Raw genomic sequence first — 25,235 nt, 5'->3', positions numbered from 1 at the left:
TCTGCCCGCTACTTGGTGTTGTTGAACTTCTCCATCGCGTCGTCGAGGCGCTGCAGCGCCGACCCGTAGCCCGCGAAGTCACCGCGGCGCTGGGTGTCGCGCACCGCGGTGATCGCCGCTTCGATCTCGCGCAGCGCCGCGGCCTTGGCCGGAGACAGCTCCGCGCTGCCCGCCGGCGGGGCCGGCACCGCGGCGGCGGGCGGGGCGGCCGCCGGCGGCGGCTGCTGGGCGGTGCCGCCGTCGGTGGGTGCGATATCGGTCGCCGCCGCGCTCGCCCCGGGCCCGAACAGTCCGGTGAGCGCATCGGAGACGGTCGGCCCGTAGCCGATCTTGTCGTTGTACATCATCGCCACCCGGATCAGCCGCGGGTACGACGACGCCGCGTCACTGGAGCCAGGAGAGGCGTAGACCGGTTCGACATAGAGCAGGCCACCCTGGGCGACCGGCAGCGTGAGCAGGTTGCCCCACCGGATGCGGTTCTGGTTGTCGCGTCCGATCACCCCGAGGTCCTGGCTGACCGCGGTGTCGGTGGTGATCGCGTTGTTGGCCAGCTTGGGGCCATTGACCTGACCGGGAATGGTCAACACGGTGATCTTGCCGTAGGTGTCCGGATCCGAGCTGGCGGAGATGTAGGCGGCCAGATAGTCGCGCTTGAACCGGTTCATCGCGCTGGTCAGCTGATAGGACGCCGAACCGTCTTCCTTGACAAGGTTTTTCGCGACGATGTAGTACGGCGGCTGGAAGCTGCTGGCGGTCGGGTTGGGGTCCAGCGGCACGTCCCAGAAGTCCGACGTGGAGAAGAACGTGATCGGGTCGTTGACGTGGTACTTGGCCAGCAGCATCCGCTGCACCTTGAACAGGTCCTCGGGGTACCGCAAGTGCTCGGCGAGCTCGGGCGAGATCTCCGACTTGGGCTTGACCGTCCCGGGGAACACCCGCATCCACGCCTTGAGCACCGGGTCGGCCTCGTCCTGGGCGTAGAGGCTCACGGTTCCGTCGTAGGCGTCGACGGTGGCCTTCACCGAGTTGCGGATGTAGGACACCCGCCGGTCGGGCAGCAGCCGGTTGAACTCCACCTCTTTGGAGTCCGCGGTCGCCGACGACAGCGACGTCAGCTGCGAGTAGGGGTAGTTGTCCAGCGTGGTGTAGCCGTCGATGATCCACACCAGCCGCTTGTTGACGATCGCGGGGTACACCGTCGAATCGGTGGTCAGCCACGGCGCCACCGCCTGCACCCGGCTGGCGGGGTCGCGGTTGAACAAGATCTTGCTGTCCGAGCCGATCACGTTGGAGAACAAGAAGTTGCGTTCGGCGAACTTCGCGGCGAACACGCTGCGCGCCAACCAGTTTCCGATGGGTACACCGCCGGCACCGGTGTAGGTGTAGTTCTTCGTCTCGACGTTGGTCTCGTAGTCGTATTCACGGTCCGGGCCGTTGCGTCCGACGATGGCGTAGTCGGCGATGGTGTCGGCGATCACCGGGCCGTAGTAGACGCGCGGCTGGTCGAGGCGGGCCGGCCCCTGGGAGACCACACTGCCGTTGGCGCCGACCACGTTCGCCAGGAACTCCGGGTAGCCGCCGTTCTGGTTGGGGTCGTTGGCGATTCCGCGCACGGTGTTGGCCGGCGAGGCGATGAACCCGTTGCCGTGGGTGTAGACGGTGTGCCGGTTGATCCAGTCGCGCTGGTTGTCGATCAGCCGATCGGGGTTGAGCTCACGGGCGGCAACCACGTAGTCGCGCAGCTGGCCGTCACTGTCGCGATAACGGTCGATGGTGAGCTGATCAGGGAAGAAATAGAAGTTCTTGCCCTGCTGGAACTGGGTGAACGCCGGGCTGACGATGGTCGGGTCCAGCAGCCGGATGTTGGAGGTGGTCGCGACATCGGCCCCCACCTGCGCGGCCGTGGCCCGCGCGTCACCGCTGTAGTCGCGGTAGGTGACCACGTCCTCGGTCAGCCCGTAGGCCTGCCTGGTCGCGGCGATCGAACGCGAGATGTACTCGCTCTCTTTCTGCGCCGCGTTGGGTTTGACGCTGAACTGCTCGACGATCAGCGGCCAGCCCGCACCGACGACCACCGACGACAACAGCAACAGCACCAGACCGACCGCCGGAATCTGCAAGTCGCGTAGCACGATCGCCGAGAACACCGCGACCGCGCAGATCAGTGCGATCGCCAGCAGGATCATCTTGGCCGGCAGCACCGCGTTGATGTCGGTGTAACCGGCCCCGGTGAACGGCTTGCCGGCGCGGGTGTGGCTGAGCAACTCGTAGCGGTCCAGCCAGTAGGCCGCGGCCTTGAGCAACACCAGGGTGCCGATCAGGCTGACCACCTGGATACGCGCCGGGCGGCTCAGGACGCCGGCACGGCCGGACAAGCGGATGCCGCCGAAGATGTAGTGGGTCGTCAGGTTCGCGACGGTGGCCAAGAACAACGTCACCAGCAGCAGCCCGACCACCAGCCGGTAGAACGGTAGATCGAAGGCGTAGAACCCGAGGTCCTTGCCGAACTGCGGATCGGCGATCCCGAAATCATCGCCGCGCAGGAACAACTGGATGCGCACCCAGTAGCTCTGGGCCACGATCCCGGCCAGCAGACCGATGCCCGCCGGTATCCCGAAGCCGACCAGCCGCAGCCGCGACAACACCGCCGTGCGATAGCGGGCCACCGGATCGTTGGCGCCGTTGCTCGGCACGAACACCGGCCGCACCCGGAAGGCCATTGCCAGCGCGGCGAAGACGATCCCGCCGACGACCAGCCCCACCACCACGAAGGCGACCAGCCGGGTCAGCAGGGTCGTGACGAAAACCGACCGGTAGCCCAACTCCCCGAACCACAACCAGTCGACATAGCCGTCGATCAGCCGCGGCCCCACCAACAGCAACAGGATCACGGCGAGAGCGCTCCCGATCATGATCCGGCTGCGCGGGGTCAACTTCGGCATTCTCGCGGTGGGCCGCATACCCACGTGCCACGCTCCCTAGCTCGGTTGTCCTGACGGCCCCACTGTAGCCAACTCCGGTCTCAGCAAGAGGGTGGCTGACCTCCGCCGGTGAGGGTCCGCAACGCATCCACCGCCTGGGCGAGGCTGTCGACCTTGATCAGTTGCAAGCCGTTGTTGTCAGATCGGGCCTCGTAGCAGTTGTCGGCGGGGACCAGAAACACCGTCGCACCGGCCTCCCGGGCCGCGATCATCTTGTGCGTGATGCCGCCGATCGCGTCGACCTCACCGTTGGCCTTGATGACCCCGGTGCCGGCGACGAAGTTCTGGCCGGCGAGCCCGCCGGTGCTGAGTTTGTCGACGACGGCCAGGGAGAACATCAGGCCGGCGGAGGGACCGCCGATGTTGGCGAGATTGAAGTCGATGGTGAACGGCGCCCACGGCGCGTCGAGCACCGAGACGCCGAGGAATCCGTTGGGGCGGTCCTTGTTCTCTCCCAGCGTAATCCGCGCCGTACCGGGCGCGGCGTTCTTGCGCCGGTAGTCGATGACCACCGTCTCGCCCGGCTTGGTGTCGGCCAGCCGGGAGGTGAACTGTTCGACGGTGTAAACGGGTTCGCCGTCGACCGCGTCCACGGCGTCACCGGCCTGCAGCGCGCCCGCCGACGGCCCCGGGTCGTGGACGTCGGCCACGGTCACCGCGCTCGGGTAGCGCAGGTAGCCCAGCGCGGCGTATTCGGCGCTCTGCTCGGATGCCCGGAAATCGGCGTTGTTGTCCTCGTCGACCTCCTCCCGGGACTTTCCGGGCGGATAGACCAGGTCACGGGGCATGAGCTGTTCACGTCCGGACAGCCACAGGGCCAGCGCCTCACCCAGTGTCAGCCCGTCACGCTGGGACACGGTGGTCATGTTCAGATGACCCGTGGTGGAGTGCGTCGTCGTGCCCTGGATGTCGACCACCTGCTTGCCGTCGACCATCCCCAGCGTGTCGAAGGTGGGGCCGGGCCCCAGCGACACGAAGGGCACGGTCACCGCTGCCAGCAGTACGCCAAACACGGCCACCGGCAGCAGTGCCGCCAACAGCGTCAGAATCCGCCTGTTCACCCCGGGTATGGTAAACGGCCGCGGCCCGGGCCCGTCCGCTCCGGGCCGGAGCGACCGCGCATCGCACATCGCCGGATGCCGGTGGGTACGGTTGTGTCTATGGCTGATCTGCCCTTCGGTTTCTCTTCCGGGGACGACCCCGACCGCGAGCGGCCCGGGGGGCGCGATCCTGGTTCGGGCTCCGGGCCGAGCGATCCGTTCGGCGTGGGTGCCGCTTTCAACATCGCCGATCTGGGCCAGATCTTCACTCAACTCGGCCAGATGTTCAGCGGTGCCGGCACCGTGGCCGCCGGCGGCCGGCCGGCCGGGCCGGTCAATTACGACCTGGCCCGCCAAGTCGCGGCGAAGTCGATCGGTTCGGTGCCACCGGTCACCGCCGCGACCAACACCGCCATCGGCGATGCGGTGCATCTGGCCGAGACGTGGCTCGACGGAGTGACCTCATTGCCGGCGGGCACCACCAGCGCGGTGGCCTGGACCCCGGTGGACTGGGTGGAACACACCATGGCCACCTGGCAGCGGCTGTGCGACCCGATGGCCGCGCAGGTGTCGTCGGTGTGGGCCTCGGCGCTGCCGGAGGAGGCCAAGAGCATGGCCGGTCCGCTGATGTCGGTGATGTCGCAGATGGGCGGGCTGGCGTTCGGATCGCAGCTGGGCCAGGCGCTGGGCCGATTGTCCGGGGAGGTACTGACCTCGACTGACATCGGGTTGCCTTTGGGCCCCAAGGGGATTGCCGCGCTGCTGCCCGGTGCGATCGAGGAATTGGCCGGCGGCCTAGAGCAGCCGCGCAGCGAGATCGTCACCTTCCTAGCCGCCCGTGAGGCCGCGCATCACCGGCTGTTCTCCCACGTGCCGTGGCTGGCCAACCAATTGTTGAGCACCGTCGAGGCCTACGCCCGGGGCATGAAGATCGACATCCGTGGCATCGAGGAGCTGGCGCAGGGTTTCGACCCGATGTCGATGGGCGACCCCTCGGCCATGGCCGACCTGCTCAATCAGGGGGTGTTCGAGCCCAAGTCGACTCCCGAACAACTGGCCGCCCTGGAGCGGTTGGAGACCATGCTGGCGCTGATCGAGGGCTGGGTGCGCACGGTGGTGACCGCGGCGCTGGGCGATCGGATCCCGGGCACCGCCGCACTGTCGGAGACCCTGCGTCGCCGCCGGGCCACCGGTGGCCCGGCCGAGCAGACCTTCGCCACCCTGGTCGGCCTGGAGCTGCGCCCCCGCAAGCTGGCCGAGGCAGCGGTGCTGTGGGAGCGGCTGACCACGGCGGTCGGGGTCGATGCCCGCGACAAGGTGTGGCAGCACCCCGACCTGCTGCCCGAGGCCGCCGACCTCGATGACCCGGCCGCCTTCATCGACCGGATGCTCGGCGGTGACACCAGCGGTATCGATTCCGCGATCGACCAGGCGATCGCCGAGTTTCAGCGCGAGACCGACGAGACCGGCGACACCGGCGAGGAGTAGCGGCGCCGGGTTGTCAGGCCTTCCCGGCCTTTCGACCCCTGTGGATGACGGGCGGCGCCGGCACCGTAGGACATGACAGGGTCGGCCCGTGAGCAGGGTTGATTCCGAGGGGCCCGCCTACACGCTGGACCCGGTACGCCCGGTGCTGCTGCGCCCGGACGGGGCGGTGCAGGTCGGGTGGGACCCTCGACGGGCCGTCCTGGTTCAGCCGCCACGCGGCCTGACCACTACCGGCCTGGCAGCCGTGCTGCGCGCGATGCAGTCCCCGACCACGGCCGCCGAGCTACGGATCGAGGCCGCCCGGCACGGCCCGGTCGACAGCGCAGAGCTGGACGACCTGCTGGCCGAGCTGCTCGACGCGCGCGTCGTCGTCCGCGCCGGCGGCCCACGCCGGCCGCGCCACGCGGTGTCGCTGCGGGTGCACGGCCGCGGGCCGCTGTCGGACCTGCTGGTCGAGTCGCTGCGCTGCTCGGGCGCCGTAGTCCGGCACAGCAGCCACCGGCACGCCGAAGTGAGCACCGCCGGCACGGATCTGGTGGTGCTGACGGACTATCTGGTAGCCGACCCGCGGCTGGTGCGCGAATTGCACGCCGAGCGGGTGCCGCACCTGCCGGTGCGAGTGCGCGACGGCACCGGCGTGGTCGGCCCGCTGGTGCTTCCCGGCAGGACCAGCTGCCTGGGCTGCGCCGACCTGCACCGCCGCGACCGGGACGCCTCCTGGCCGGCGGTGGCCGCCCAGTTGCGTGACACTGTCGCTCACACCGACCGCGCGACGGTGCTGGCGACGGTGGCGCTGGCCCTGAGCCAGGTCGAAAAGGTGATCGCGGCGGTGCGCGGGATAGCCGCCGACCGGGTCCTGGCTCCCCCGCCGACGCTCAACGCCACCCTGGAATTGGATCTGGCCACCGGCGCGGTCCTGACGCGGCGCTGGACGCGTCACCCGCTCTGCGATTGCTGACGTCGCACCCCACCGGCAATCCCGCACGCGGTGACCGGCGACACAACGCCGTCATGGATGATGGACAGGTGTCAGAAATCAAGCGCGGGAGCGCGGCGCGCAATGCGAAGCTGGCCAGCCTGCCCGTCGGCTTCGCCGGGCGGGCCGCCCTCGGTCTCGGGAAGCGGCTGACCGGCAAGTCCAAGGACGAGGTCACCGCCGAGCTGATGGAGAAGGCGGCCAACCAGCTGTTCACCGTCCTGGGTGAGCTCAAGGGCGGCGCCATGAAGGTCGGTCAGGCACTGTCGGTGATGGAGGCGGCCATCCCCGAGGAGTTCGGCGAGCCCTACCGGGAGGCGCTGACCAAACTGCAGAAGGACGCCCCGCCGCTGCCCGCGGACAAGGTGCATCGGGTCCTCGATGCCCAGCTGGGCACCAAGTGGCGGGAACGGTTCTCCTCGTTCGACGACACCCCGATCGCCTCGGCCAGCATCGGCCAGGTGCACAAGGCGGTGTGGGGCGACGGCCGTCCGGTGGCGGTCAAGATCCAGTACCCCGGCGCCGATGCGGCGCTGCGCGCCGACCTGAAGACCATTCGGCGGTTGACCGGCGTGTTCAAGCAGCTGGCGCCCGGGGTCGACGTCCAGGGTGTCGTCGATGAGCTGATCGAGCGCACCGAGATGGAGCTGGACTACCGGCTGGAGGCCGACAACCAGCGCATCTTCGCCAAGGCCTATGCGGGCCACCCGCACTTCCTGATCCCCAACGTGGTGGCCAGCGCACCCAAGACGGTGATCCAGGAGTGGATCGACGGTGTCGGCATGGCCGAGATCATCCGCAACGGCACCGTCGAGCAGCGGGACCTGATGGGTACCCGGCTGGCCGAATTCACCTGGGACGCGGCGCGCCGGCTGGAGCTGATCCACGGCGACGCCCACCCGGGTAACTTCATGCTGCTGCCGGACGGCCGGATGGGCGTCATCGACTTCGGTGCGGTGGCTCCGATGCCCGGCGGCTTCCCCCCGGAGCTGGGCGCCGCCGTGCGGTACGCCCGAGACAAGGACTACGACCAGGTCATCGCGACGATGCGCAAGGGCGGCTTCATCCAGAAGGGCCAGGACGTCTCGGTCCGCGAGATCGACGAGATGCTGCGCCAGTACGTCGAGCCGGTGGAGGTCGAGACGTTCCACTACAGCCGCAGATGGCTGATGAGGATGGCCGGCAAGCAGCTGGAGCGCCCCGTCGAGCAACTCAAGACCGCCCGTCAGCTGGACCTGCCGCCGAAGCTGGCGATGCCGATGCGGGTGCTCGCCTCGACCACGGCGATCATGTGTCAGCTCGACGCCCACGTGCCGGTCAAGCGGCTCTCCGAGGAATTGGTGCCGGGGTTCACAGATCCTGACGTCGAAGCGGTCGGGCCCTCGGCCTGACCGCGCCGGCCGCTCACGCGGCCACCGGCTCCTTGCGGGGCCGGCCGCGGGGCCGCTTGCGGCCGATGACGGCGCCGCGGTCGAGGATCTCCCCGCCCCACACCCCCCAGGGCTCGGCGCGCTGCAGCGCCAGCGCCAGACACTCCCGGCGGATCGGACAGTGGCCGCACAAGGCCTTGGCCCGCTCCAGGTCGGTCGGGTCGTCGGCGAACCACAGGTCGGGGTCGCGATTGCACGGCAACTCGGGGAGTCTTCGGGTGCGCACTTCGGTGGTGGACATCGGCTGATCACCTGCTTTCCGGTCTGGGGTGATCCGGGCCGGGCGGCGAATTGCCGGGGAAAAACAATGGCCACGGATCCTGGTCGGGTCCGTGGCCTTCGGGCGGCTGGGGCTGGCGGTTAGGGCGAACCCCGATGCACGGACGCGTCGACGGCGGCGGCATGACGTGCCGCCGCCTCGGCAGCGGCATGGCGCGCGCCGGCCGGACGTACTCGCAAGCCGCTGATCGTGGTCATGATGTCCGAGGTTAGCCGGTCGGCGCCGGGACTCACAACCGAATTAACTGTCACGAGGGTCACCCCCGGTTGCGGACCAGCTCGAGCACGTCGGGACCGAACTGTTCCAGCTTGCGCGCGCCGATGCCCGGGATGGCGACCAGGGCGGCCTCATCGGCGGGCAGCATCTCGGCGATCGCGGTGAGCGTGTTGTCCGAAAAGACGATGTAGGCGGGCACTTTCAGCTCGGTCGCGGTGCGCAGCCGCCAGTCTTTGAGCGCGACCAGCAGCTCGGTGTCGACGTCGACCGCACACGTCTCACACCGGCTCAGCATGATGGCGGCCGGTGTGCTCAGCGCCTTGTTGCACACCCGGCAGTGCTTCGGACCACCGCGGGAGCGGCGCCGGGCGGAGGTCTGCGACGCGGACTGCGTCACCGCGCCGTCGATACCGTTCAAGAACCGTGACGGCTTGCGGCCTGCCCGCCCGCCGGGGGCGCGGGCCAATGCCCAGCTCAACGCCAGGTGCACCCGGGCGCGGGTGACGCCGACGTAGAGCAGCCGGCGTTCTTCTTCGACGGCTTCGCTGTCGGCGCCGTGCGCCAGGGCGTGCGAGATGGGCAGGGTGCCGTCGGCCAGGCCCACCAAAAACACCGCATCCCACTCCAGCCCCTTGGCGGCATGCAGCGATGCCAGCGTGACACCCTGCACCGTGGGCGGGTGGCGGGAGTCCGCGCGCATCCGCAGTTCGGTCAGCAGGCCGGGAAGGTCCAGGTCGGGGCGCTGCGCGACTTCGTCGTCGACGAGTTCGGCCAGCGCACCGAGGGCCTCCCAGCGTTCCCGCGCCTTGGCCCCGCTCGGGGGTTCGGCCGTCAGCCCCAGCGGTTCGAGCACGCCGCGGACCAGCTCCGGCAGCGGCGACCCGCCGTCGTCGCCGCGCTGGGCGACTCGCTGCAACGCCACCAGTGACTGCCGGATCTCCTGGCGGGTGAAGAATCCCTCTCCCCCGCGGACCTGGTAGGCGATGCCGGCTTCGGTGAGCGCCTCTTCGTACACCTCCGACTGGGCGTTGATCCGGTAGAGCACGGCGATCTCGGCCGGCGCGGTGCCGCCCTCGATCAGCCGGGCGATCGCCTTGGCCACCGCGGTGGCCTCGGCGACCTCGTCGGGATACTCCCGAAAGCTCGGCGCCGGACCGGATTCGCGCTGACCGACCAGCTTGAGCTTGCTGCCGGCCACCCGGCCGCGGGCCGCGGCGATCACCCGGTTGGCCAGCGACACCACCTCGGGAGTGGACCGATAGTCGCGTTCGAGGCGCACCAGGGCGGCGTCGGGGAACCGGCGGGTGAAGTCGAGCAGGTAGCGCGGGGAGGCGCCGGTGAACGAGTAGATGGTCTGGTTGGCGTCACCGACGACGGTCAGATCGTCGCGCTGACCCAGCCAGGCCGACAGCACCCGCTGCTGCAGCGGGGTGACGTCTTGGTATTCATCGACGACGAAGCAGCGGTAGCGGTCCCGGAATTCGGCTGCCACCGCCGCGTCGTTCTCGATGGCGGCGGCGGTGTGCAGCAGCAGGTCGTCGAAGTCGAGCATCGCCACCTCGCCGCGGGCCTTCAGCGCCTCGTAGCCGGCATAGATCTCGGCGAGCTTGGCGGCGTCGACCGGGGTGTCCCGGCCGGCGGCCGCCACCGCCTCCGGATACTGCTCCGGCCCGATCAGCGACGCCTTGGCCCATTCGATCTCACCGGCGACGTCGCGGACATCGTCGTTGCTCAGGCGCAGCCCGGCATGGCCGGCGGCCCGGGCGACCACCCCGAACTTGCGGTCCAGCAATTCCCAGGCGGTGTCGCCGACCACCCGCGGCCAGAAGTAGCGCAGCTGCCGCCGCGCGGCGGCGTGAAACGTCAATGCCTGAACCGCGCCGACGCCGGCCGGGTTGCCGGCGGCCGAGCCCAGGGCGCGCAGCCGCGAGCGCATCTCACCGGCGGCACGCTGGGTGAACGTCACCGCCAGCACCTGCCCGGGCGCGACGTGACCGGCCGCAACCAGTTGGGCGATCCGGTGGGTGATGGTGCGAGTTTTGCCGGTCCCGGCACCGGCCAGCACGCACACCGGCCCCCTTGGCGCCAGCACCGCGGCGCGCTGCTCGTCGTCCAAGCCGGCGATGAGCGCATCCATGGCGTCCATCTTGACAGGGACCTCCGACGCCCGGCCGCGAGCGGCCCGGGATTCACAACGACTAGCGTTGAGCACTATGACTGTTAGCGATCCGCCGCTCATCATGTACACCACGCAATGGTGCGGTTACTGCCGCCAGCTCAAGAAGGCCCTGGAGAAGTTCGAGATCGGCTACGACGAGATCGACATCGAGCAGGATCCCACCGCCGCCAAGTTCGTCGAGGAGGCCAACGGCGGCAACCGCACGGTGCCGACGCTGCGCTTCGCCGACGGTTCGACGATGACGAACCCGACCGGGCGTGAGGTCAAGGCGAAGCTGGACCGGCTCAGCAGCTGATTCATTGCGCGAGCCTTAGTTGCGCGAGCAGACGCAGAATCGCATGGTTTTTGTCCGAATAGTGCGATTCTGCGTCTGCTCGGCCACTAAAGCGCGGCCCAGGACTCGATGATCGTCCGGGCGATCGAGATCGACCCGGGCAGCAGCAGTTTGGCGTCCGCGGAGCCGCCGTTCCAGGCCCCCGCAGCCAAGGCGGCCCGCACCTCATCCCGGGTGAACCAGTTGGCCTCGGTGATCTCACCGTCACTGAACACGAACTCCTGGCCCGGGTCGGCGACGGCATGGAAGCCGACCATCAGCGAGCGCGGGAACGGCCAGGGCTGACTGCCCAAGTAGCTGACATCGCGCACCGCCAGGCCGACCTCCTCGTGGACCTCTCGGACCACGCAGGCTTCGAACGACTCGCCGGCCTCGACGAACCCGGCCAGCAGCGAGAACATCCGCACCGGCCAGTTGTGCTGGCGGGCCAGCACCACCCGGTCGGCGCCGTCGTGCACCAGGCAGATCACCGCCGGATCGATCCGGGGGAACTCCTCGGCGCCGGTGATGGGATTGACCCGCGCCCACCCGCCGCGCACCGGTTTGGTCGGTGTGCCGTCGACGGCGGAAAACCGTGCGTTCTCATGCCAATTCAGCAGGGCGATGGCCGAGGACACCAGCTGTGCGCTGGTGTCGTCGAAGACGTCTCCGATGGCCCGCAGGTCCAGCACCGAGACATCGCCGTCGGGCGGCGCCTGCAGTGCACCACGGATCGCCCAGACGTGCCGGCCGTCCTCGAGGCGGCCCAGGAACACCGCGTCGGGCGGCGGCGCGTCACCTAGTTCACCGGCGTCGTGCAACACCACCCGGCCATCGGCGACCAGCACCTGGTTGCGGGGATCGACCCGCAGCAGCGCGGCGGCCCGCCAGCCGGCGACGGCCGCGTCGGTATCGGTGCGCAACTGATCGGCCCGGTCCGCCCCGATCCGCGACAGCAGGGGCACCTGGCGCAGCTGGAAGCTCACTGGTTGCCCACCGTTCGGACGTAGAGCAGCCGGTCGCCGGCCTCGATCGCATCCACTTCCGGTGCGTCCAACCGCAGCAGCTGCCCGTCGCGGACCACGCCGAGCACGATCTCGCTGAGATGCTTGGCCGATGCGCCGACCTCTTTCTGCTCCACCTCCCGCTCGGCGATGGAATACCCGGCGTCGGGGGTGAGCAGATCCTCGATGATCTCCACCACGTTGGGCGTGGTGGTGGCGACGCCGAGCAGCCGCCCGGCGGTCTCGGAGGACACCACCACCGAGTTGGCCCCGGACTGCTCCAGCAGGTGCTGGTTCTCGGCTTCCCGGATGGCCGCCACGATGGTGGCGTTGGGGGCGATCTCGCGGGCGGTGAGGGTCACCAGCGCCGCCGTGGCATCGGAGCCGGTGGCCACCACGATCGCCGACGCACGCTGGGCGCTGGCCAGCCGCAGCACGTCCGACCGGGTTGCGTCGCCGTCCACCGTCACCAGCCCGGCGCTTTTCGCGCGCTCGAGCACGGCCCGGTCGTTGTCCACCACGACGATGTCGCTCGGGGTGGTCTCGTCGTCGCCGAGCATGGCCGCGATCGCGGTCTTTCCCTTGGTGCCGTATCCGATGACGATGGTGTGGTCTCGCACTCTTCTCCTCCAACGCTGAATACGGAATGCCTGCCGGGAAGTCTCGGTGAACGCCTCCACCGTCGTTCCGACCAAGAGGATCAGGAACGCGATCCGCAGCGGGGTGATGACCGCGACGTTGATCAGGCGGGAGAACTCGGTGACGGGCGTAATGTCGCCGTAGCCGGTGGTCGACAGTGTCACGGCCGAGTAGTAAAGGCAGTCCAGGAATGTCAGCCGGTCACCCTGCACGTCCTGGTAGCCGTCCCGGTCGACGTAGACGAAGATCGTGGACACCAGCAGGGCCGCCAGCGCGATGGCCGAGCGCCGGTAGACGGTGCGGCCGGGACTGGACTGCCCATGAGGGATGCGCAGGACCCCGACGAGCGCATAACTGGGCTGGGCGGTCAGCGTCTCGTCGAGACGACGCAACCGTCGCCAGCTAGCTCCTGCCACGACGGGCGGTCATCGGTCGCACCTGACGCACGGACCCACTGTAACCACACGTGTCGTCAACAGTTGAGCAGTGCGGCCAGCTCGGCGAAATCGGGTAGTTCATCGGGCACGACGGTGGTGCCGCTGCGCACGTAGTGGAAGGCGGCCCGAACCTTGGCCGGCGGGCAGCCCGTCAGCGCCGCCCACGCCAGCCGGTACACGCCGAGCTGAACGGCGGCGTGGCGCAGGGCCTCCGGCCCGGCCGGCGCCGACCCGGTCTTCCAGTCCACCACGGTGACGCCGCCGTCCGGTTCGGCGAACACCGCGTCGATGCGGCCGCGCAGCATGGTCTGCCCGAAGGCCATCTCGAAGGGCACCTCGACGGCGACGGGCGAGCGGGCCGCCCACGCCGAATCCAGGAATGCGGCCTGCAGCTCCGCCAGTTCCTGCGCATCGGCCCGGGCCGTGTCGGCGTCGGCCGCACCGGGCAGATCGTCGAGTTCGAAAAGCCGCTCGGCGCCGAAGAGCCGCTGTACCCAGTCGTGAAACGCGGTACCCAGCAAGGCGTGTGGGTCCGGGCGGGCCGGGAGCCGGCGGGTCAGCCGCTGCGCCGCACCGGCCGGGTCGCGACTCAACTCGACCAGGTTGCTCACCGAGACCTGGCTGGGCAGCGTCCGGGCCGGCTGCGCGGCGGCCAGGGCCCGCTCGGCCAGCAACGCATCGACGTCGGCGGCCCACGGGCTGTCGACCGGCGGCAGACCATCCTGTGCTTCCCCGGCCCGCAGCGCCGCGGTGACCAACGCTGCGCCGCGGTCGACGTCGCCACGCTGCCCGGCCAGTGGATCTGCCGGCCAAACCGCTTCCCTGGCGGTGTCGCACAGCGGGTTTCGCTCCCCGGCGGCCGGCGCCTGCGCCCACTGCTCGACCACCCCGCAAGCCCGCCCGGCGGACGCCGCGCTGTCGATGACCGCCTTGAGTTCGGTCAAAAACTCCGACGGGCCGCGCGGCTTGGTCTCCCCGACACCCCAGTGATGACCGGAGACCAGCAGGGTGTCCTCGGCGCGGGTGACCGCAACGTAGAGCAGCCGGCGCTCTTCGTCCACGCGGCGCTGATCCAGCCGGCTCTGATGCTCGGAGATGGTGTCTGACAACTGCTTTCGATCGGTGACCGCGCCGGTGTCGAGTACCGGGACACCGTGGGCGCCCAAATCGGCGCGGTCGCCGCGCAGCAGCGGCGGCAATTCGGAGGCATCCGAGAGCCAGCTGCGCCGCGACGCGGTCGACGGGAATACCCGCGCCACCAGGTGCGGCACCGCCACCACCTGCCATTCCAGTCCCTTGGCGGCGTGCACCGTGAGGATCTGGACCCGGTCGGCGGCGACCGCGGGTGCAGCAGGGGCCAACCCGTTCTCCACCACGGCCGCGGCATCCAGGTATGCCAGCAGGTCCGGCAGCGACGCCGGGCCCCCGATACCCTCCCCGTAGCCGGCGACCACACCGGCGAACGCGTCGAGCTGTTCGGTGCCGGACACCGCCACCGGCTGCGCCGCGAGCACCTCACAGTCCAGGCCCATCACCCGGCGCACCTCGGCGACCAGGTCGGGCAGCGGGTGCCAGAGGTGTCCACGCAGCACGGTCAGCTCCTCGGCCAGTGCGACGATGCGCCGGTACCCGGTGGCCGAATAACGCTCCGCCGGCCCCGGATCGGCCAGCGCGTCGGCCAGGCATGCGGTGTCGGCATCCGGGCCGGCCTGCGCGGCGACCTCGGCAGCCGAGACCGACCCGGCCGGGCGATCGGGGCGGGCCAGCTCAGTCGCCCGCCGCCACAGGGCGGCCAGGTCGGCGGCGCCGAGCCGCCACCGCGCTCCGGTCAGCACCTGGATCGCCGCGGCCCCGGCAGTCGGCTCGGCGACCAACCGCAACATCGCCACCAGATCGGCGACCTCGGGCACCGACAGCAACCCGGCCAACCCGACCACCTCCACCGGGATGCCGCAGGCCCGGATCGCCTCGGCGAACGGCGCGGCGTCGGAGTTCCGCCGTACCAGCACCGCGGCGGTGGGGGGAGCGACGCCGTCGGCCGCTGCTTGCCGGTAGCGCTGTTGCAGCGCCTCGGCCACCCACCGGTGTTCGGCGGCCACGTCGGCCAGCAGCGCCAGCCGCACCCCGCCCGGGGGCGCGTCCGGCCGCGGCCGCAACGTGTGCACGGTGACGGAACGCCGCCGGGCCTCCGCGGAGATCTCATTGGCGACGTGCAGCACCTCCGGCGGGTTGCGCCAGCTGGTCCGCAGTTCCAACGTCGGGGCGGGGGTGCCGTCGGAGAGCGGGAAGTCGGTGGCGAATCGGGGCAGGTTGGTCGCCGAGGCGCCGCGCCAGCCGTAGATCGACTGAATCGGGTCGCCCACCGCCGTCAGGGCCAGCCCGTCATCGACGCCGCCGCCGAACAGTGATGACAGCGCGATGCGCTGAGCGTGGCCGGTGTCCTGATACTCGTCGAGCAACACCACCCGGTAGGTGGCGCGCAGCCCGGCGCCGACGGATTCGTCGGCCTGGGCCAGCCGTGCGGCGGTGGCCATCTGCGCACCGAAGTCCATCACCCGCTCGGCGCGCATCCGCTGATGCAGGGCGTCGATCAGCGGCACCAGCTGGGCGCGTTCGGTCTGGGTGTCGAGCATCTTGAGCAATGACTGGTTGGGTTCGGCGCGTTGACGCGGCCCCGGTGGCAGGGTGTGCACCAGCCGCTCCAACTCCAGATGGGTGTCACGCAACGCATCGGTGTCCACCAGGTGTTCGGCCAGCTGCCCGGCCAGGCGTAGCACCATGGCGGTGACCGCGGCCGGATCCCGGTCGGTGCGCAACTCGCCGCGATAGCCGCTGACCACGTCGAACGCCAGCTGCCACAGCCCGGTCTCGGTGAGCAGCCGGGTGTCGGGCTCGATGCCCAGCAGCAGACCGTGCTCACGCAGCAGCGCGCCGGCGAACGCGTGGTAGGTGCTCACCACCGGGGCCGACACCACCGGGCCGAAGCCGGGGGCCCCGGGTTCGGCGACCATCAGACCGGCGCCGGCCAGCCGGGCCAGCCGGGAGCGGACCCGCCGCAGCAGTTGCCCGGCGGCCTTGCGGGTGAACGTCAGGCCGAGCACCTGGCCGGGGTCGGCGTAGCCGTTGGCGACCAGCCACACCACCCGGGCGGCCATCGTCTCGGTTTTGCCGGCCCCGGCCCCGGCGATGACCACCAGCGGGCCCGGCGGCGCGGCGATGACCGCGGCCTGCTCCTCGGTGGGCTGGTGCAGCCCGAGTGCGGCCGCCAACTCGGCCGGGCCGTAGCGGGCGGTCATGCGCCGCTCCCGCCGGTGTGGGCCGGGCAGATCGGCCGGATCGGGCAGTGCCGGCAGCCGTCGTTGACCCGGGCGGTGAACTGCGGGCCGGCGGTGGCGGCGGCCGCCTGCGCGATCCGCCGGCGCCATTGGTCGCCGGTCTCGGTGGTGAGCGGGTCCTGTTCGCGCTCGGCGGCGCCGACGGCTCCGGGCTTGGCCGGATACACCAGCCGGGCGCCGCCGGGCTGCTCGTCGGGCCCGAGGAGCCCGGCTTCCACCGCCAGCTGGTACACGGCCAGCTGCGCGTGCTGTTGGGCGTCGTCCTTGCTGACCGGGGTCTTCGCGGTCTTGACGTCGACGACCACCAGCCGCCCGGCGGCGTCTCGTTCGATCCGGTCGATCCGGCCGCGTAGCCGCACCCCGTCGCCGGTGTCGAGCGGCCCGTCGAAGGCGACCTCGGTGCCGACCTCAGTGAGCTGGCCGCGGGTATGCGCCCGCCACGCCAGGAACGTCTCGATCATGGCGCGGTGCCGGTCACGTTCGTTGGCCGAGTACCACGGCGACTCGAACGGCAGTTGCCGCCAGGCCCGGTCCAGTTCAGCCAGCAGTTGTTCTGCGGTGACCGCGGATTCGGCGACCAGGGCGTGCATCACCGACCCGATCGTTGAACGCAGATCGCGGCCGTCGGTTCCGCCGTGGCGTTCGGCCAGCCAGCGCAGCGGGCAGTCCAGCAGGCTCTGCAGCGCCGAGGGCGACAACGTCACGACCCGCCCGTCACCGGCACGCCACAACGGCTCCTCGGTGCTGACCGGAGCCGTGCCGTGCCAGCCGGCCGGGTCGGCCCCGGGCACCCCGGCACGTGCCAGGCGCGCCAGTTGCGTTGCGGCGTCAGCGCGTTCGGCCTCAGCGACAGTTCCGGCCGGGGCGCACACCACGGCCCGCAGCCGCCCGACAAGCCCGGCCGCCGACAGCACCGGCGGCGCCACCACCGGTGGCGCCGGTGCCCGATCAGTGTCGGAGGTTGCGCAGGCCGCGAGTTCGGTGACGAATTCCGACGGGAGCTGCTCCTCGGCCCCGTCGGTACTCCCCTCCCCGTCGACGGCGGTGAGCATCAATTGCCGGCGCGCCCGGCCCATCGCCGCCACCAGCAGCCGCCGCTCCTCGGCCAGCAGCGGCGCCCGGGCCGAGACGTCGTCACCGAGGCCGTGCAAGGTGTCCAGCAGCCGCTGGGTCCCCAGCACACCGCCGCGCGGAACGGTATTGGGCCACAGTCCTTCCTGCACACCGGCAATGACGACCAGATCCCACTCGCGGCCCAGGGCGGCATGCGCGCTGAGCACAGCGACCGCCTCGGCGCCGGCCGCGGGCTCGGCCCTGGGCATCACCAGTTGCATGGCGCTGACGTGCTCGACGAGCCCGGCCAGGGTCGCGCCGGCGGTACGCGCGGTGTACTGCTCGGCGAGATCGAACAGCGCGGTTACCGCATTCAAGTCTCGGCCGGCTTGGGCGCCGGCCGTCCCGCCGCGCTCGGTTGCCGACAACCAGCGCTGCTGCAGCCCGGACCGATTCCAGGCCTGCCACAGCGTGTAGTGCGGGTCCCGGCCGTCGGCGTGGCTGCGGGCCGCGGCCTGCAGCACCGCGCGCACCCGCCGCAGCGGGCGGGCGTGCGCGGCCGGCAGCTGGCCGGAGTCACCGGACAACACCGCCGCCAACCGGTCGCCGGAATCTGCTTCCAGCGCGCCACCGCGGCGCAGGATGCGCTGCAACTGCCGCAGCGAGATCGGATCCATCCGCCCGATCGGGCCGGTGAGCAGTTCCAGCGCCCGACGGCCGTCCACGCCGTCGGCGGCGCACTCCAGCACGCTCAGCAGGGCGGCCACCGCAGGCTGCTCGGCCAGCAGGCCACCGGGTGCGGGCAGGGTCACCGGAATGCCCGCGGCGGCCAGGCTGCGGGGCAAGCGGGCCGCCGCGCGCGGAACCGAGCGAACGATCACCGCCATCTGCGACCACGGCACACCAGAGATCAGGTGGGCGCGTCGCAGCGTGTCGGCGATCAACGCGGCCTCGGCGTGACCGGAGGCCGCGGTGCGCACGGTGACCGAGCCGTCCTCGGGCCCGGCGCCCGTCAGGCGGCGGGCGGTGCCGGGCCCGGGCAGCCGGGCGGCGATGGTGTTGATGGCGTTAGCCACCGCCGGGGCGCAGCGGTGCGAGACCGTTAATGTCACCGCCGGGGTGGCGGCGCCGTCGGTGTCGTCGGCCAGCAGGGCGGCGGGCTCGGCGCCGCGGAACCCGAACACCGCCTGATCCGGGTCGCCGGCGATGACGGTGCGCTCGACGCCGGCGGCAAGCACCCGCACCAGCCGGGCCGCCTGCGGGTCGAGTTGCTGGGCATCATCGACCAGCAGCAGCCGGATCCGGCGGCGTTCCTCGATCAGCAGGTCGGGGTCGGTGGCGAAGGCCTCCAACGCGGCCCCGACCAATTCCGCGGCGCCCAGGGCCGGGGTGGTCGCCTGGGGGGCGGCGGTGCCGACCGCGGCACGCAACAGCATCACCTGTTCGTACTGCCGGGCGAAGCGCCCGGCGGCGGCCCACTCCGGGCGACGGCACCGCCTGCCCAGCCGGATCAGCTCGGCCGGATCGACGCCGCGTTCGGCGCAGCGTGCCATCAAGTCCCGCAGTTCGGTGGCGAAGCCGTCGGTGGCCAGGGCCGCGTGCAATGACGCCGGCCAGGCCCCGGCGCCGTCACCGGCGAGCAGTTCGCGGATGACGCTGTCCTGCTCGGCCCCGGTGACCAGCCGGGGCGGTGCGGCCTCGGCGCGCCGGGCAGCCCGCTGGAGCACCGCGAAGGCGTAGCCGTGCACGGTGCGAACCAGCGGTTCTCTGACCGCGCGGGCCGAAGTGGGCCCGCCCGCCGCCAGCACCGTGGCGGTCAGCGCCCCACGGACCGCCGCCGGCAGCCGGCCCGACCCCGTCAGCAGCAGCAGCGAATTCGCGTCGGCGCCCGCGGCGACGTGAGCCGCGGCCACCTCGACCAGCAGGCTGGTCTTGCCGGTCCCCGGGCCGCCACGCACCCGCAGCACGCCGCGTGCACGCGGGTCCAGCGCCGCCTCAGTGTCGGCGGCCGGCGACTCCCGGTGCTGCGTCATACCGCCCATGACAGCACTGCCCTCTGACAACTCCGGCCGCGGCTGGCACCATCGACGGGTGAATTCCGATCATCTCCTGCACGTGCACCGCTACGGACCGCCCGCACCGGCCCAGATCCTGGCGATCCACGGTCTGACCGGACACGGCCAGCGCTGGCAACACTTGGCCGACGATCATCTGGAGGAATTCAGCGTCGCGGCACCGGATCTGATCGGTCACGGCCGCTCGTCGTGGGCGGCGCCGTGGACCATCGACGCCAACGTGACCGCGCTGGCCGCGCTGCTCAAGCGCTGCGCCGATCAGCCGGTCCTGGTGGTCGCGCATTCTTTCGGCTGCGCGGTGGCCCTACAGCTGGCCGCCAGCCATCCGGATTTGGTCGGCGCGCTGGTGCTGCTGGACCCGGCGGTCGGCTTGGACGGCGGCTGGGTGGCTCAGATCGCCGATGCGATGCTGGCCTCCCCGGACTATCCCGATGCCGCCGAAGCACGCGCGGAAAAAGAACACGGCTCCTGGGCCGACGTGGCCCCGGCCGTGCTCGACGCCGAAGTCGACGAACACCTCATCACCTTGCCGAGCGGGCGGGTCGGCTGGCGCATCAGCATCCCGGCGATGATGTCCTACTGGAGCGAGCTGGCCCGTGACATCGTTCTGCCCGCGCCGGGTACCGCCACCACGCTGGTGCGGGCCACCCGAACCTCACCCCCGTATGTGGGCGAAGACCTCATCACCGCGCTGACCGAACGGCTGGGACCGGATTTCCGGCTGGTGGACCTCGACTGCCAGCACATGGTGCCACACGCCAGGCCCGGCGAGGTTGCCGAGCTGATCCGCGCCCGGTTGCCCGTGTGCTGATGGCTCCGGTGACCGAAGCCCAAGTGGAGGCGGTGCGCGCGCTGGTCGCCGCGATCCCCGCCGGCCGGGTCGCCACCTACGGCGACATCGCCTCGGCCGCAGGGCTTTCCAGTCCCCGCATTGTCGGATGGATCATGCGCACCGATTCCGCCGATCTGCCGTGGCATCGGGTGATCCGGGCATCCGGTCAGCCGGCGCCGCACCTGAGCACGCGGCAGTTGGAACGGCTTCGCGCCGAAGGGATTCTGGCCGCCGACGGCAAGGTGGATCTGCGCACCGCGCGCCACCGGTTCTGACGCTACAGCGCCAGGCGTACCAGTGCCGCGGTGCGCGCCAGCCCGGGGAACGCCTCGGCCGTCGACCGCGGGTGCAGGGCGTGTACCGCTAGCCGGAACATCAACGCGCGCAACAACATCTGCGGCCATTCGGGCAGTGATTCCCAGCGTTCGATGAGGCCGTCGTCGGCGTCACCCCAGGACAGGGCGTCGACCACCACCACGCCGGCGGCCCAGGATGCCGGGCGCCAGTACGGGGTGATGTCGGTGATGCCGGGCGCCGCGGCACCGGAGAACAGCACCGTGCCGTACAGATCGCCGTGCACCAGCTGGCTGGAGCTCTTGGTGGGCTTGCGCAAGGTGGCGAGCTGATTGATCAAGTCGATCGAGCGCTGGCCGTCCACCGAACCCGGGGCCAGCTGGGCACCGGCCTGCAGTGAAGCGAACGGCCGTTCCTCCCACGCGGCCCGATCGGCGGCGATGAACACGTCGACGTCGGCCCACGGCGCCACCGGCGCCTGGGTGAGGAACCGGGGCCGCTCCAGCTTGGCGGTGGCCTCGTGCAGCCGAACCGCCGCGGAGACCACCTCGTCGTGACGGGGCTCCGGGCTGCCGGCCACGTAGGTGTCGGCCCGCCAGCCCGACACCACGTAGCGTCCGTCGGTGGAACGCACCGGCCGGGCCAGCCGGATGCCGTCGGCGAACAGCGTCTCGCGTACCTTCGCCGACCAGGCGGCCCTGGCGTGGTCGGCGACCATCGACACCACCACTTCCCCGCACTTCCAGCCGTCCTCCCATCCGGCGCCCAGCGGGGTGGGTGAAACGCCGCGAAGGCCGAACGTCGCCAGCACATGTTCAGGCGGCGGCTCGACAGTCACACGGTCAGCCTAAGCGGTGATCACAAGCGTGGCGCGGAGCCTCGCCGGGGGTCGGTGCGGTCGTCCCAGCTTCGGCTCTCCTGCGTCGAGCCTCGCTGAACCGCCGGGTTCTAGCGGCGGTCCCAGCTTCGGCTCTCCTGCGTCGAGCCTTGCTGAACCGCCGTCAATACATGACCATGTCGGGCTGCATCTGCTTGGCCCACGCCACAATTCCCCCTTGCAGGTGGACCGCGTTGGCAAAGCCGGCCTTCTTCAGGGTGGCCAGGGCCTGGGCCGAACGGACCCCGGTCTTGCAGTACAGCACCGACATTCGGTCTTGCGGGAGCTTCGCCAGGCCCTCGCCGGTGTTGATCATCGACTGCGGGACCAACTGGGCACCCTCGATGCGGTTGATCGCCCACTCTCCCGGCTCGCGCACGTCGATCAGTGCCAGCTGTTGCCCGGAGTCCAGCAGCTCACGCAGCTCGGCGGGCGTAATCGTGGACCCGGCGGCCGCGGCGGCGTCCTCCTCGGGAACCACGCCGCAGAACGCGTCGTAGTCGACCAACTCGGTAATCGCCGGCGTAGCGGGGTCCTTGCGGATCGCAATGGTGCGATAGCTCATCTCCAACGCGTCGTAGATCATCAGCCGCCCCAGCAGCGGTTCTCCGATACCGGTGATCAGCTTGATCGCCTCGGTGCCCATCACCGACCCGATCGAGGCACACAACACCCCAAGCACTCCGCCCTCGGCGCACGAGGGCACCATGCCCGGCGGCGGGGGCTCGGGGTACAGATCGCGGTAGTTGAGGCCGCGCCCGTCCGGCGCATCCTCCCAGAACACCGACACCTGGCCCTCGAAGCGGTAGATCGACCCCCAGATGTAGGGCTTGTGCGCCAGCACCGCCGCGTCGTTGACCAGGTAGCGAGTGGCGAAGTTGTCGGTGCCATCCAGGATCAGGTCGTACTGCGCGAACAGTTCGACGGCGTTGGTCCGGTCCAGCCGCACCTGGTGCAGCTGCACCCGTACGAGCGGGTTGACCTCGGCAATCGAGTCGCGGGCGCTTTCGGCTTTGGTGCGGCCGATGTCGGAGACCCCGTGGATGACCTGGCGCTGCAGGTTCGACTCTTCGACGACGTCGAAGTCGATAATCCCGAGGGTGCCGACGCCGGCGGCGGCCAGATACAGCAGAATCGGCGCGCCCAGTCCGCCGGCGCCGATCACCAACACCCTGGCGTTTTTAAGTCGCTTCTGCCCCTGCACGCCGACATCGGGAATGATCAAGTGGCGGCTGTAGCGCGCTACTTCATCCCTGGTCAGCTCGCCGGCCGGCTCCACCAGCGGCGGCAGTGATATCGGCACCGGGCAATCTCCTCAACGTCGCGTCTGCCAACCCATCACAGCAGCTGGTGGGGGCAACGACAAACCGCGGGTGAAGCTTCCCGAAGGGCAGTTGACCGGCTCAGGGAATCGGAGCCGGCCACGGGTTGAACCGGCAGGTCTTGCCGTCGGGCTTGACCCAGTCCGGGTCGAACTTCGCCGCGTCGTCATTGGAGGTGCCGAACGTCTGCTGCATCATCACCGGCGCCAACGCGTCCTGCTTCTCGCACGGTTCGTGGTGTTGATAGCCCAGGGCGTGACCGACCTCGTGGTTGATCAGGTACTGCCGGTAGGAGCCGATGTCGCCCTGGAAGGGCACCGCGCCGCGAACCCAGCGGGCCTCGTTGATGAACACCCTCGGTTCCGACCTCACCCCGTAGGACGGGTTGTAGCAGGACGCTTCCAGCGGGATCTCGTAGCCGCAACCCTCCCGGACCGTCATCGGCGAGGTCAGCGAGATGCGGAAATCCGGTTCGACGCCGCTGGTCGCGTCCACTCGGACGAACCCGATCTGCGGCGTGTGCGTCCACCCCTTGGGGTTGCGCAGGGTCTGGTCGACCATCCGGGCGAAGGCGTCGTCGCCGCCGAAAGCCGTGGTGTCGATGCCGTTCTCCACCTCGATGGTGTAGGCGAACACCTTCTCGGTGCCTCGCCCGAACACCGGTGTGGTGCCCGGAATGATGTGCCAGGCCATGTCACCGGCCTCGGTGAACGGCCCGCCGTCGGGCAGCACACCGGTCGGCAGGTTGACGTCGAATTCGGTGAGGCCGCGCGGTGGCGCGCCGATGATCGACGTGCCGGCCGATCCGATCGTCGGCGGGCCCTGGACCGGTTCGTTGGTGTCCGGGGCACGCACCCCGGTGCCGGTCACGGTCTGATACACCACGACGACGGTGAGCACCATCAACACCGGCAGCGCGTAGGCGCGCCAGCCGTAGGTGGACACGAACCTGCCCAGCCAGCTCTGCCGGCGCCACTGCCGATGGACGTCGCGATCGGAGCGCAGCCGTCCGGCGCCGGCGGCCAGCGGGTCACGTTGCGCGCGCAGCGGTTCGCGGAAACGATCCCGAAGCACCGGGGCTCGACCGCCGCCGTGTTGCCCCGGGTCGTAGGTCACCGTCCCAGGATGACACAACCGCTGCGAGCTGCGACTCTTCGCCGCGCCAGGGAGGGGTGGTCGGGGCCGTCGGGACACCAATCGACACCGTCTTGGTGGATGTCGCTGGCGGAAGTGGCGGGTGCAGCGCGTAGTCTCGCTCTCACGCACCGGCCGACGGGCACTCGTTCCGTCGGTCGGCCGAATCCGGATTGAGGAGTCGATGAGCAAACCGATCGACACGGCCGAGCGGGGTGGCGCCAAGCCGGCCGGCCGCGGCTCGGGCAATGCCAAAACGCCGGCGGTCAGCGGCCGCCGGGGTAGTCGGCTGCCGCGCGACGAGCGGCGCGGCCAACTGCTGATCGCGGCCAGCGAGGTCTTCGTCGACCGCGGCTACCACGCGGCCGGGATGGACGAGATCGCCGACCGCGCCGGTGTCAGCAAACCGATCCTCTACCAGCACTTCGCCTCGAAGCTGGAGCTGTACCTGGCCGTGCTGGCCCGGCACGTGGAGAACCTGGTCTCCGGGGTGCGGCAGGCGTTGCGGACCACCACCGACAACCGGCAGCGGCTGCGCTCGGCGGTGCAGGCGTTCTTCGACTTCATCGAGCACGACGGTCAGGGCTACCGGCTGATCTTCGAGAACGACAACGTCGCCGAGCCGCAGGTGGCGGTGCAGGTGCGGGTGGCGACGGAATCGTGCATCGACGCGATCTTCGATCTGGTCAGCCACGACTCGGGCCTGGACCCGCACCGCGCCCGGATGGTCGCGGTGGGGCTGGTCGCGATCAGCGTGGACTGCGCCCGGTACTGGCTCGACAGTGATCGCCCGATCTCCAAGGAAGACGCCGTCGAGGGCACGGTGGCGTTCGCCTGGGGCGGACTGTCACACGTGCCGCTTACCCGGTAGCGGCTTCCGAACCGATCCCGAACCCGACCCGCCGGCTGTCGGCAATGCCGATCTCCACATAGGCGATCTTGGCGGTCTGCACCAGGAATCGGCGGCCCTTCTCGTCGGTGAGCGACAGCAACCCCGGGTTGTCGGGCGCCTGGCTCAGCGCCGCGGCGACCAGTTTCTCGACCTCATCCGGCGTCTGCGCGCTGTTGATGACCAGTTCGCGCGAACTGTCAGTGACCCCGATCTTGACCTCCACGCCGGCCCCTTTCATTTCGCGTTGGGCGTTGCTAAGCAGGCTAGTGGACGGCCGCGGGATTGGGGCGCACCGGCCGTTCGCCGTCGGCGATAACGACGTTTCGCGCCGTGGTCGATGCGGACCCAGTCACCGGCGGGATCCCGAAACGCGCAGTCCCGCACCCACTATGGCGACATCTCCGGTCGCCAGTCGAACGTGTCGTGGGGCGACGGGTG

19 protein-coding genes are annotated in these 25,235 nt (G+C 70.4%); 7 read left to right on the top strand and 12 right to left on the bottom strand.

Annotation, left to right across the window (positions count from 1 at the left end; translation table 11 throughout):
• Positions 1-8 precede the first annotated feature (8 nt).
• Entirely contained in the window at positions 9-2,966 is a 2,958-nt protein-coding gene (locus BST28_RS02630; protein ID WP_083079736.1) for a UPF0182 family protein, read from the bottom strand.
• A 56-nt stretch (positions 2,967-3,022) separates the two neighbouring features.
• Positions 3,023-4,042 (bottom strand): YlbL family protein, encoded by a 1,020-nt coding sequence (locus BST28_RS02625; protein ID WP_083079734.1) that lies wholly within the window; start codon positions 4,040-4,042, stop codon positions 3,023-3,025.
• Between the two features lie 99 nt (positions 4,043-4,141).
• Between BST28_RS02625 and BST28_RS02620 the strand changes: the two genes are divergently transcribed.
• The 3 genes from BST28_RS02620 (at position 4,142) to BST28_RS02610 (ending at position 7,876) form a co-directional block, all read left to right on the top strand.
• Positions 4,142-5,509, top strand: coding sequence for a zinc-dependent metalloprotease (locus tag BST28_RS02620; RefSeq protein ID WP_083079732.1), 1,368 nt, complete (start codon positions 4,142-4,144; stop codon positions 5,507-5,509).
• 88 nt (positions 5,510-5,597) lie between these two features.
• Positions 5,598-6,467 (top strand): TOMM precursor leader peptide-binding protein, encoded by an 870-nt coding sequence (locus BST28_RS02615; protein WP_083079730.1) that lies wholly within the window; start codon positions 5,598-5,600, stop codon positions 6,465-6,467.
• 53 nt (positions 6,468-6,520) lie between these two features.
• Positions 6,521-7,876, top strand: a complete 1,356-nt coding sequence (locus BST28_RS02610) for a macrolide-binding ATPase MABP-1 (protein WP_029249339.1) — start codon at positions 6,521-6,523, stop codon at positions 7,874-7,876.
• Positions 7,877-7,889: 13 nt separating this feature from the next.
• Here the strand turns inward: BST28_RS02610 and BST28_RS02605 are convergent, their stop codons facing one another.
• Together BST28_RS02605 and BST28_RS02600 are read right to left on the bottom strand one after the other, a co-directional pair.
• A complete protein-coding gene (locus BST28_RS02605; protein WP_019737810.1) occupies positions 7,890-8,156 on the bottom strand; it encodes a WhiB family transcriptional regulator in 267 nt (88 codons plus the stop codon).
• Between the two features lie 295 nt (positions 8,157-8,451).
• Complete coding sequence (locus BST28_RS02600) at positions 8,452-10,557, bottom strand: ATP-dependent DNA helicase UvrD2 (RefSeq protein WP_083079728.1); 2,106 nt, start codon at positions 10,555-10,557, stop codon at positions 8,452-8,454.
• 67 nt (positions 10,558-10,624) lie between these two features.
• Between BST28_RS02600 and BST28_RS02595 the strand changes: the two genes are divergently transcribed.
• Positions 10,625-10,885, top strand: coding sequence for a mycoredoxin (locus tag BST28_RS02595; RefSeq protein WP_083079726.1), 261 nt, complete (start codon positions 10,625-10,627; stop codon positions 10,883-10,885).
• Between the two features lie 86 nt (positions 10,886-10,971).
• On the opposite strand, the gene nudC is transcribed toward BST28_RS02595, so the two are convergent.
• Genes nudC through BST28_RS02575 form a run of 4 tightly spaced genes read right to left on the bottom strand, consistent with a single transcriptional unit; the run spans position 10,972 to position 19,404 of the window.
• Complete coding sequence (gene nudC, locus BST28_RS02590) at positions 10,972-11,889, bottom strand: NAD(+) diphosphatase (protein WP_083079724.1); 918 nt, start codon at positions 11,887-11,889, stop codon at positions 10,972-10,974.
• Positions 11,886-12,962 carry a potassium channel family protein gene (locus BST28_RS02585; RefSeq protein ID WP_065287466.1) on the bottom strand — a complete coding sequence of 359 codons (1,077 nt, stop codon included), beginning with the start codon at positions 12,960-12,962 and terminating at the stop codon, positions 11,886-11,888. The genes nudC and BST28_RS02585 overlap by 4 nt, the downstream gene beginning before the upstream one ends.
• A 56-nt stretch (positions 12,963-13,018) precedes the next feature.
• A complete protein-coding gene (locus BST28_RS02580) occupies positions 13,019-16,279 on the bottom strand; it encodes an ATP-dependent helicase (RefSeq protein ID WP_083079793.1) in 3,261 nt (1,086 codons plus the stop codon).
• Positions 16,276-19,404, bottom strand: coding sequence for an ATP-dependent helicase (locus BST28_RS02575; RefSeq protein WP_065287540.1), 3,129 nt, complete (start codon positions 19,402-19,404; stop codon positions 16,276-16,278). Before BST28_RS02575 ends, BST28_RS02580 begins: the two co-directional genes overlap by 4 nt.
• A 58-nt stretch (positions 19,405-19,462) precedes the next feature.
• Here BST28_RS02575 and BST28_RS02570 point away from each other — a divergent pair, with 58 nt between their 5' ends.
• Both BST28_RS02570 and BST28_RS02565 read left to right on the top strand, forming a co-directional pair.
• Entirely contained in the window at positions 19,463-20,257 is a 795-nt protein-coding gene (locus BST28_RS02570; RefSeq protein ID WP_065287467.1) for an alpha/beta fold hydrolase, read from the top strand.
• On the top strand, positions 20,257-20,553 hold the full coding sequence (locus BST28_RS02565) for an MGMT family protein (RefSeq protein ID WP_019734756.1): 297 nt from the start codon (positions 20,257-20,259) through the stop codon (positions 20,551-20,553). Before BST28_RS02570 ends, BST28_RS02565 begins: the two co-directional genes overlap by 1 nt.
• Before the next feature lie 2 nt (positions 20,554-20,555).
• On the opposite strand, the gene BST28_RS02560 is transcribed toward BST28_RS02565, so the two are convergent.
• The 3 genes from BST28_RS02560 to BST28_RS02545 all read right to left on the bottom strand — a co-directional run bounded on the left by BST28_RS02560 (position 20,556) and on the right by BST28_RS02545 (position 23,905).
• The gene (locus BST28_RS02560) at positions 20,556-21,410 is read right to left on the bottom strand and encodes a TIGR02569 family protein (protein ID WP_019734757.1); all 855 of its coding nucleotides are present in this window, start codon (positions 21,408-21,410) and stop codon (positions 20,556-20,558) included.
• A gap of 163 nt (positions 21,411-21,573) precedes the next feature.
• The gene (moeZ, locus tag BST28_RS02550) at positions 21,574-22,752 is read right to left on the bottom strand and encodes an adenylyltransferase/sulfurtransferase MoeZ (protein WP_065287468.1); all 1,179 of its coding nucleotides are present in this window, start codon (positions 22,750-22,752) and stop codon (positions 21,574-21,576) included.
• Positions 22,753-22,852: 100 nt separating this feature from the next.
• On the bottom strand, positions 22,853-23,905 hold the full coding sequence (locus BST28_RS02545) for a DUF3152 domain-containing protein (protein ID WP_170306277.1): 1,053 nt from the start codon (positions 23,903-23,905) through the stop codon (positions 22,853-22,855).
• A 184-nt stretch (positions 23,906-24,089) separates the two neighbouring features.
• Between BST28_RS02545 and fasR the strand changes: the two genes are divergently transcribed.
• The gene (gene fasR, locus BST28_RS02540; protein WP_019737640.1) at positions 24,090-24,776 is read left to right on the top strand and encodes an HTH-type transcriptional activator FasR; all 687 of its coding nucleotides are present in this window, start codon (positions 24,090-24,092) and stop codon (positions 24,774-24,776) included.
• Here fasR and BST28_RS02535 read toward each other — a convergent pair.
• Positions 24,766-25,020, bottom strand: coding sequence for a DUF3107 domain-containing protein (locus tag BST28_RS02535; RefSeq protein WP_083079792.1), 255 nt, complete (start codon positions 25,018-25,020; stop codon positions 24,766-24,768). The two genes, fasR and BST28_RS02535, sit on opposite strands and share 11 nt — an antisense overlap.
• Between the last annotated feature and the right edge of the window lie 215 nt (positions 25,021-25,235).

The organism is Mycolicibacter kumamotonensis, assembly GCF_002086285.1.
Classification (GTDB): domain Bacteria; phylum Actinomycetota; class Actinomycetes; order Mycobacteriales; family Mycobacteriaceae; genus Mycobacterium; species Mycobacterium kumamotonense.
This window is presented reverse-complemented; position numbering and strand designations above follow the sequence as displayed.

Coding starts and splice junctions, on each gene's coding strand:
- BST28_RS02605 (WP_019737810.1), bottom strand. CDS start 8,156: ATGTCCACCACCGAAGTGCGCACCCGAAGACTCCCCGAGTTGCCGTGC.
- BST28_RS02575 (WP_065287540.1), bottom strand. CDS start 19,404: ATGACGCAGCACCGGGAGTCGCCGGCCGCCGACACTGAGGCGGCGCTG.
- BST28_RS02595 (WP_083079726.1), top strand. CDS start 10,625: ATGACTGTTAGCGATCCGCCGCTCATCATGTACACCACGCAATGGTGC.
- BST28_RS02565 (WP_019734756.1), top strand. CDS start 20,257: ATGGCTCCGGTGACCGAAGCCCAAGTGGAGGCGGTGCGCGCGCTGGTC.
- BST28_RS02610 (WP_029249339.1), top strand. CDS start 6,521: ATGGATGATGGACAGGTGTCAGAAATCAAGCGCGGGAGCGCGGCGCGC.
- BST28_RS02620 (WP_083079732.1), top strand. CDS start 4,142: ATGGCTGATCTGCCCTTCGGTTTCTCTTCCGGGGACGACCCCGACCGC.
- BST28_RS02600 (WP_083079728.1), bottom strand. CDS start 10,557: ATGGACGCCATGGATGCGCTCATCGCCGGCTTGGACGACGAGCAGCGC.
- fasR (WP_019737640.1), top strand. CDS start 24,090: ATGAGCAAACCGATCGACACGGCCGAGCGGGGTGGCGCCAAGCCGGCC.
- BST28_RS02580 (WP_083079793.1), bottom strand. CDS start 16,279: ATGACCGCCCGCTACGGCCCGGCCGAGTTGGCGGCCGCACTCGGGCTG.